This window comes from Inquilinus sp. (assembly GCF_039594555.1).
In the GTDB taxonomy this organism is placed as follows: domain Bacteria; phylum Pseudomonadota; class Alphaproteobacteria; order DSM-16000; family Inquilinaceae; genus Inquilinus.
Map to the genome: position 1 here is coordinate 1 of NZ_JBCNNF010000359.1, position 7,013 is coordinate 7,013.

9 protein-coding genes are annotated in these 7,013 nt (G+C 67.8%); 6 read left to right on the forward strand and 3 right to left on the reverse strand.

What is annotated here, in order from left to right; translation table 11 throughout:
* The coding region (locus tag ABDW35_RS28340; protein ID WP_343717203.1) for a DbpA RNA binding domain-containing protein at positions 1–670 on the forward strand (670 nt) is incomplete at its 5' end.
* A gap of 92 nt (positions 671–762) precedes the next feature.
* On the forward strand, positions 763–1,236 hold the full coding sequence (locus ABDW35_RS28345) for a VOC family protein (protein ID WP_343717204.1): 474 nt from the start codon (positions 763–765) through the stop codon (positions 1,234–1,236).
* Between the two features lie 292 nt (positions 1,237–1,528).
* On the opposite strand, the gene ABDW35_RS28350 is transcribed toward ABDW35_RS28345, so the two are convergent.
* From ABDW35_RS28350 to ABDW35_RS28360, 3 genes are all read right to left on the reverse strand, one after another.
* Positions 1,529–3,244: a hypothetical protein gene (locus ABDW35_RS28350; protein ID WP_343717205.1), complete on the reverse strand. Its 1,716-nt coding sequence runs from the start codon at positions 3,242–3,244 to the stop codon at positions 1,529–1,531.
* 73 nt (positions 3,245–3,317) lie between these two features.
* Positions 3,318–3,521, reverse strand: coding sequence for a hypothetical protein (locus ABDW35_RS28355; protein WP_343717206.1), 204 nt, complete (start codon positions 3,519–3,521; stop codon positions 3,318–3,320).
* Positions 3,518–3,745 carry a hypothetical protein gene (locus tag ABDW35_RS28360; RefSeq protein ID WP_343717207.1) on the reverse strand — a complete coding sequence of 76 codons (228 nt, stop codon included), beginning with the start codon at positions 3,743–3,745 and terminating at the stop codon, positions 3,518–3,520. Before ABDW35_RS28360 ends, ABDW35_RS28355 begins: the two co-directional genes overlap by 4 nt.
* Here ABDW35_RS28360 and ABDW35_RS28365 point away from each other — a divergent pair.
* The 4 genes from ABDW35_RS28365 to ABDW35_RS28380 all read left to right on the forward strand — a co-directional run.
* Positions 3,744–4,136, forward strand: coding sequence for a hypothetical protein (locus tag ABDW35_RS28365; RefSeq protein WP_343717208.1), 393 nt, complete (start codon positions 3,744–3,746; stop codon positions 4,134–4,136). The genes ABDW35_RS28360 and ABDW35_RS28365 overlap by 2 nt on opposite strands.
* Positions 4,084–4,689, forward strand: a complete 606-nt coding sequence (locus ABDW35_RS28370) for an XRE family transcriptional regulator (protein ID WP_343717209.1) — start codon at positions 4,084–4,086, stop codon at positions 4,687–4,689. Before ABDW35_RS28365 ends, ABDW35_RS28370 begins: the two co-directional genes overlap by 53 nt.
* A gap of 231 nt (positions 4,690–4,920) precedes the next feature.
* A complete protein-coding gene (hydA, locus tag ABDW35_RS28375) occupies positions 4,921–6,384 on the forward strand; it encodes a dihydropyrimidinase (RefSeq protein ID WP_343717210.1) in 1,464 nt (487 codons plus the stop codon).
* Positions 6,381–7,013: class I SAM-dependent methyltransferase (locus ABDW35_RS28380; protein ID WP_343717211.1), on the forward strand; the 633-nt coding region annotated here is incomplete at its 3' end. The genes hydA and ABDW35_RS28380, both read left to right, overlap by 4 nt.

Sequence of the window (7,013 nt, forward strand, 5' to 3'; positions counted from 1 at the left end):
TCGCAGCGGCCGCACCGGCCGGGCCGGCCGTAAGGGCGTCTGTGTCATGTTGGTGCCGTACAACCGCCGCTACCAGGCCGAACGCCTGCTCGGCGCCGCCCGGGTCGAGGCGACGTGGTCGCCGCCGCCGGCGGCGGACGAGATCCGCGCCCGCGACCAGGCCCGGCTGGCCCAGGAGACGATCCTGACCGAGCCGGCGACGGAAGAGGATCTGGCCGGCGCCCGCGCCCTGCTGGCCGAGCGCAGCGCCGAGGACCTCGCCGTCGCCCTGGTCCGCCTGCATCGCAGCCTCCTTCCCGCCCCGGAGGAGCTGTCGCCGCCGCCGGAGCGGCCCGCGGCCGCCGAGCGACGCCCGGCCCGGCCCGACCGGGAGGGCGGCGGCGACTCGGTCTGGTTCCGGATGAATGTCGGCCGCGCCAACAACGCCGATCCGCGCTGGCTGCTGCCCTTCCTGTGCCGCCGCGGCCACGTCACTAAGGCCGAGATCGGCCGGATCGAGATCGCCGAGCGGCAGAGCCGGGTGGAGATCGCCCGCCACGCCGCCGGCCGCTTCGCCTCCTCGATCCGCCGGCCGGATGCGCAGGACCGGCACATCCGGATCGAGGAGGATCGCGCCCATCGCCCTTCCCCCAGGCACTCCGCGCCACGGGCGAAGCCGCCGCGGCACTGACCGTCGCATCCTATTCTGCCGCCTCGGCGTGCATCCTGTATGATCAGGTCAGAGGCGATCGAACGCCCCGCGATAGATCCAGGGAGCAGGCCATGGCCGCAGAGGTGAAGCCGATTCCGGACGGCTACCCGACCGTTACCCCGTATCTCATCGTCCGTGGCGCTGCCGCGGCGATCGATTTCTACCGCACCGCCTTCGGCGCCACCGAGCGCATGCGCATGGACGCGCCCGGCGGCGCGGTCGGCCATGCCGAGCTGCTGATCGGCGGCAGCCTGGTCATGCTGGCCGACGAGATGCCGGAGATGGGCTGGTCCAGCCCGGCTGCGATCGGCGGCACGCCGGTGTCGCTGCATCTGTATGTCGACGATGTCGATGCCGTGGTGGAACGGGCGCTTGCCGCCGGCGCCACCCTGTCCCGGCCGATCGCGGACCAGTTCTATGGCGACCGCCTGGGCATGGTGATCGATCCCTTCGGCCATGTCTGGAGCATCTCCACCCATATCGAGGACGTGGCGCCGGAGGAGATCCGGCGGCGGGCGGAGGCGCTGTTCGGCGGCCAGGCCTGAGAGGCCATTCCCGATCAGCCTAGCCGATCGGGGCCGGCTGCGGCATGCCAGGGCATCCGCCCGCGAAAGCGCCCTGCCCTGGGATCATGTCCCGGGCGCCCTGATCCTGGCGGAGGCCAGCGGCCGCGTCGCCCGCCTGGACGGCACGCCGTATCGGCCGCGCGACGATCGTCCGGGCCTGGCCTACTGGCGGCCTGCAGCCCGGCGGTCTGGGCGACGGTGACAGAGGCGCTGGCCTTTGTGCAGCCCGGCAAGCGCACCGCGTCTATAGAGACTCGCGGGTGATGGCCATCTACCCGACCCTCAGGAGCGTGCGCCGGACCGACATTGTCGCCGCCACGGATGTCTGCACGGCCTGGACGAGAGTGCCGCCGCTGACCTGGAAAGAGAATCCAGCCGAACCGAGATCGGTGAAGGCCAGATTGCCCGCACTGTCGACGACGATCTGAAGCTTGGCGCGGTGGCTGGTCGAAGCGATGCGCCACAGGTTCAGGTCGTAGCACCGTCCGAATGAATTGGCACCGATGTTCGATCCGTCGAAAATCGTCACCCACCCATTCTGGGGCAAGCTGAGCTGAGAATCCGAATTGTAGATCCTGGCGTCGGCGGCACCGAGATAGATATCAGGCCGACGCGGGGCGAACAGATCGGACGTGATCTCCAGCGCCGGTCTGCCCGGCGTCGCGATGCCATCGAGGCCGGAGTAGATCAGGCTTTGCGTCGGAGAAGATGCAAAGCCAACACCGTTGAGCCACGCGATGGAAGGATTGTTGGCATTCCCCCAGAGGATCTTCACTGAGTTCAGATTATTGCCGACGAAGCCGCCGAGATATGGAGCGTCGAGGAATCCGCGATTGAACCCGGAGCCCGAGGCGGCCATCACCACGTCGAAGTAGAATGTCGAATATCCTTGCGTCGTCGTGCGCACGGCATTGATCGTGCGGGACGTCGTGCCGTCGGAGATGCTCTCGCCGACGGTGAAGCCGGCATTCGTGCCCTGCACGGATGCGTCACGCAGCACCAGCGCCTTGAAGCTGTCACCGTCCTGATAGGTCGTGACCAGCTCGCACTTCGTACCCGAGGCGCCGCCGGTCATCACCACACCATCCGTCCAACTCGACCCGCTCGCACTGATCGTCAGTTCGGCGAGGTTGCGTCCGTTGAAGTCGAGCTGGCCCTTTGTGATGCTGGCAAAGTTGGACTGCCTGCCGAAGATCACGCCGCCATAGGAATTGCTGGTGATGAAGTTCGTCGCGACCATCGTCCCTTCGGCAACGAAGGGAGCCGTCGCTCCGGTCAGAACGGCAACATTGTTGTCTTCGTGGTAATTGCCGTCAAGCCGATTGGAGGCCGTATTCCCAGCCGTGCCGTCTTCCTTGTACACGATATTGCAGTTCTTGGCGTAGCCAACAAAGAAATGCGAGCCTCCCAATCGATTGATCCGGAATAGATCGGCTTTCCTGGACGCTCCGTCAGCACTGCCGATGTACCAATGCTGGTTGACCATCGCACCGCCGGATGTGCCGATGTCGATCAGCGGAGTGGCGCTTCGCCACTGCGGCAGCGTCGCGAAACCGACCGTTGGCGGCGGTGCCGGCCACGCCGGGTCGGCCACCAAGCGTTCGATATGAAAGCTCATGCCCGGCGTCGAAATGTTCGACACGGCAAGCGTCGACGAAAACCTTGTGGTCCCATACGCAACAACGTTGCGCAACCCCTTGGCCAATGCGTAGGACAGGGCATCGCGGAACGCTTGCACGTCATCGGCGACGCCGTCGCCCTTGGCGCCGAACGCCCGAACATCGACATCCGTCTCGGACAACTCCCACCATGCGCCGCCTGCCGATTGGAACTTCCCGGCATGGCCGGGCTCCGAGGCGACGCGCTTGTAGGTCGCTCCGCCGCCATCACCAGCCGTGGCGTAGCCACCGGTCAGAATGACCCCGATTGTCAACGGAATCGTCGCCGCGGCGGCGGCCGCTCTGGTCTCGAAGAAGTGTTCGTCCATCGGGTTCTCCCATGTGCCCAAAATGAGGCCGGCGCAGTCGCCGATCCCCATGTCGCAGTGGATCCGGCCGCGGTCACGCCTCCCGATTCCGCTTGCCGTAGAGCCGATCGGCCTCGTTCACGATCGCCTGGCGGATCCAGTCGTCCTCGACCTCCTCCGGCCGGATGACGACGACGCCCTGTCCGTGCCAGGCCGCAGCCCGCATCCGGCGCAGCTGCTCGGTCTCCATCGGCGGACGCGGCTGCCGGCGCGACAGGCTGCTGCGCGGCTCGCTCATCGCAGCCACCGCATCGCCTCGGCCGCATGGTCGCCGGCGCCCCGGAGAACCGGCCCGCCGCTGCGCAGGGCCAGGGCGGCGGCGATCACCGCCTGGAGACGGCGGCTGTGCTCGACCAGCACGACCAGGTCATCGACCAGCTGGGCCAGCGCTTCGGCCGGCAGCGCCGCGACAGCTTCGACCGGCATGCCCTCGATCTGGTCGAGGGTCGGAAGGGTGCTCATGAACGTCTCCTATCGGTGGGGAGGCCGGCTGCGGCTCGTCCGGGAGGTGCAGCCGGACCAGCAGCTCGTAGTCGAGGCCGGGGATGCCGCGCCGTGCGGCCGCGGCGACGAGGCGGGGCCAGAAGCGCACCGGGATCGACTGGCGCACCCGCATCATCCGCAGATGCTGCGGCGAGACGCCAAGCTCGGCGGAGAGATGGCCCTGCCGCGGCTGGCGGGTGAAAATGTCGTCGAAGCTCGCAATCGAAGGGTCCATGCCCTTACGATACGTTTTGCATTGTCTTGGCGCAATACAAAACGCATTGCGATCAGATTACAAAACGTGCTAAATGCTGCGCATGCTGGAACCGCATCAACGCCTGCTGCTGGCGCGGACCAAGGCCGGGTATGAGACCGCGGCCGACGCCGCCCGCGCCTTCGGCTGGAGCCCGATCACCTACCGTGCCCATGAATCCGGGCTGCGCGGGCTGCGCCGCGATGCCGCCGGCCGCTACGCCGCCGCCTTCAACGTGTCTGAGGCCTGGCTCCTCACCGGCGAGGGCGCGCCGGCAGGCCTGCGCCCGATGGTGCCCGTGGTTGGCCAGGTCGGGGCCGGCGCCGAGATTCACATGTTCGAGGGCGACCAGTCGACCGAGCGGATCGATGAGGCGGACGCACCGCCGGCAGCCGACGAGCATACGGTCGCGGTGATCGTCCGTGGCGATTCGATGGCCCCAGCCTTCCGCGACCGCGACATCATCTATTACCGCAATGTCCAGGCCGATCCCGACCAGCTGATCGGCCGGGAATGCGTGATCCGCCTGGCCGACGGCCGGACTTTCGTCAAGATCCTGATGCGCGGCAGCGCCCCGGGGCTATTCACGCTGTTCAGCTACAACGCCCCGCTGATCTCCGACGTCGCCATCGAATGGGCGGTGCCGGTCAAATGGGTGATGCGCGACTAGAAAGGCGTGATACGTTACGTGTTGACTCACGAAAGAATGATACGTAACGTATCTATCGGCTCCGCATGAGCCGCTTTCCTCCCTGACCTCGCCGGGGCCTCGTGCCCCGGCTTTTTCGTATCGACGCCAAGCCTGACCAAACGGTCAGGATCGCCCTTGCCTCGCCTCGCGATCCGTCCCACTCTGCCCGGCAACAGGGACAAGGCACGCGATAAGAGGAGAGCACCGGCCATGGCGATCGCACTCAAGGGCGGCACGGTGGTGAACGCCGACCGCAGCTTCCGCGCCGATGTTTTCTGCGACGACGGCAAGATCGTCGCCGTCGGCCCCGATCTCGCCGCCCCGACCGGCGCCCGGGTGATCGACGCCTCGGGCAGCTATCTGCTGCCGGGCGGCATCGACCCGCACACGCATATGCAGTTCCCGTTCATGGGCACGGTCGCGGCCGACGACTACTACACGGGCACCGCCGCGGCGCTGTCCGGCGGCACCACCATGATCATCGACTTCTGCATCCCCGGGCCGCAGCAGAGCCTGCTGGACGGCTATCGCCAGTGGCGCGAATGGGGCGAGAAGGCGGTCTCCGACTGGTCGCTGCACGTCGCCATCACCTGGTGGTCCGATCAGGTGCGGGAGGAGATGGGCACGCTGGTGGCCGAGCACGGCGTCAACAGCTTCAAGCACTTCATGGCGTACAAGAACGCCCTGATGGTGGATGATGACGTGCTGATGCACAGCTTCACCCGCTGCCGCGAGATCGGCGCGCTGCCGATGGTGCATGCCGAGAATGGCGACATCGTCTGGCTGCTGCAGAAAACCCTGCTGGAGGCCGGCATCACCGGGCCAGAGGGCCATGCCTTGTCGCGCCCGCCCGAGGTCGAAGGCGAGGCCGCCAACCGCGCCATTATGATTGCCGGCGCCGCCGGGGTGCCGCTCTATGTCGTCCACACCTCCTGCCGCGAGGCGCATGAGGCGATCGCCCGAGCCCGCGCCAATGGCCAGCGGGTCTACGGCGAGCCGCTGATCCAGCACCTGACGCTGGACGAGAGCGAGTACCGCAACAAGGACTGGGCCTATGCCGCGGCCCGGGTGATGAGCCCGCCCTTCCGCTCGAAGGACCATCAGAAGTCGCTGTGGGACGGGCTGACCTCCGGCAGCCTGCAGGTCGTCGCCACCGACCATTGCGCCTTCAGGACCGAGCAGAAGCGGATGGGGATCGACGACTTCACCATGATCCCGAACGGCACCGGCGGCGTCGAGGACCGCATGGCGGTGCTGTGGACCCATGGCGTCAACACCGGCCGGCTGACCCCGAGCGAATTCGTCGCCGCCACCTCGGCCAACGCCGCGAAGATCTTCAACATCTACCCGCAGAAGGGCGTGATCGCACCCGGCTCCGATGCCGACCTCGTGGTCTGGGACCCGGCCGCGACCAAGACCATCAGCGCCGCCACCCAGCATTCGAACATCGAGGTCAATGTGTTCGAGGGCATGGAGGTGCGCGGCCTGCCGGTCATCACCCTGAGCCAGGGTAAGGTGGTGTGGGAGAACCGGGAGCTGAAGGTGCAGCGCGGCGAGGGCCGCTTCGTGCCGCGCCCCGGCACCGCCCCGGTGTTCGAGGCGATGAAGATCCGCAATGAGCTGCGCCGGCCGGTGCCGGTGCAGCGCGACCCCAGCGTGCATGTGACGCCATGAGCATCGGCCTGAACGACGCGCTGCAGCGCTACCTCCTCGACGCCTCGCTGCGCGAGCCGGAGATCCTGTCCCGGCTGCGGCAGGAGACGCGGCGGGCCGTGGCCGACCGCGCCGGGATGCAGATCACGCCCGAGCAGGGGCAGTTCATGGCCCTGCTGGCGCGGCTGATCGGCGCCCGCCGGCTGATCGAGATCGGCACCTTCACCGGCTACAGCGCGCTGGCGGTGATGCTGGCGCTGCCGTCGGAGGCCCGGCTGCTGTGCTGCGACGTCAGCGCCGAATGGACGTCGATCGCCCGGCGGTATTGGGACGAAGCCGGCGTCGGCGACCGGATCGAGCTGCGCCTGCAGCCCGCCCTCGACACGCTCGATGAGCTGGTGCGGGCGGACTGGGCCGGCACGGTCGATATGATCTTCGTCGATGCCGACAAGGACAACTACCCGGCCTATGTCGAGGCGGCGATCGGCCTCCTCCGCCCCGGCGGGCTGCTGCTGGTCGACAACGCGCTGTGGAGCGGCCGCGTGGCCGACCCGGCCGACCGCACCGCCGGCACCGAGGCGATCCGCCGGGTCAACGCGATGCTGCGCGACGACCAGCGGGTCGACTTCTCGCTGATCCCGATCGGCGAC